Genomic DNA, 975 nt, shown 5'->3' on the forward strand with positions numbered 1-975 from the left:
CTAGGGGATCCAGGATCGTGGTGATCAACCGGTAGGGCGCCTCCCCGGCGGGGAAACCGGGTCCTTGCAGGGTGTACTCGATAACCCGCACGACCGTGGGATCGGCGCGTTTGCGATGGTCCTTCGCCTCCACGATCTCCGACAGATACGAGCCGTCGGCCAGCTCCTCGACCACCGGAAGGATGAGGTGAGATCGTATGCGCCACAACAGATCCGCACCACCAGCACACGCCGTCCGCCACAGCTGCACACCAGTGAAACCGCGATCGGCCAGCAGCAGATCTCCCATTCCCAGGTGCCCGAACAACTGGCGAGCCAGTACCGGCTCAGCGGTCGTGCACGGCCCCAGCGCCGCCGCAGTGATCGCATGAGTGCCACACTCGGCCAGCGCCACCATCCGCACCTGCGGATACGCACACCGCTCGGTCCGATGCGTCTTCGGGCGCCCGAAATGCGTGGCGTTCTCGGCACTGTCGGGAACATCGAACACCGTGCCGTCCACCGCGACCAGCCGCCACTGCCGATACCGGGCGCCGGGCGTCGACTCGGTCGCCAACGGCCGCGCAACCTCGGCGAACAACGCCCGCAACGGCGCCGGCCCCAGCTTCACCCGAGCCCGCGAGATCGCCGCGGTCGTGGGCACCCGCCACGACCCCGACCACCGCTTGGCCCACACCAAACCCTGCGTGAGCAGCCGGGCGACCTCCTCGTAACCCTGCCCGGAAAACAGGCACATCGCCAGCACGAAATACACCACCACACGCGGCGGCAGCAACCTCGTCCGCAGCCCCGCCCGGCCACAATCGGCCACCACACGATCCACCAACTCCGGCGGAAACGTCCTCGTCAACAACCCGACCGCGATGCGATCAGACAACCGTTCATCCGTCTCCGACTTGACCTGCCCAGGCCGCGGCATGCACACCTCCCGGGCACAGACCCTACCAGCCCACAAACCTTAAGTCACTGGTATTG

1 protein-coding gene is annotated in these 975 nt (G+C 66.9%); it reads right to left on the reverse strand.

The features are described 5' to 3' along the window. Positions 1 to 877, reverse strand: an 877-nt coding sequence (locus IU459_RS37300; protein ID WP_228839062.1) for an IS4 family transposase, incomplete at its 3' end; no start/stop codon positions are given. Positions 878 to 975 lie beyond the last annotated feature (98 nt).

Source organism: Nocardia amamiensis (genome assembly GCF_015477605.1).
GTDB lineage: Bacteria > Actinomycetota > Actinomycetes > Mycobacteriales > Mycobacteriaceae > Nocardia > Nocardia amamiensis_A.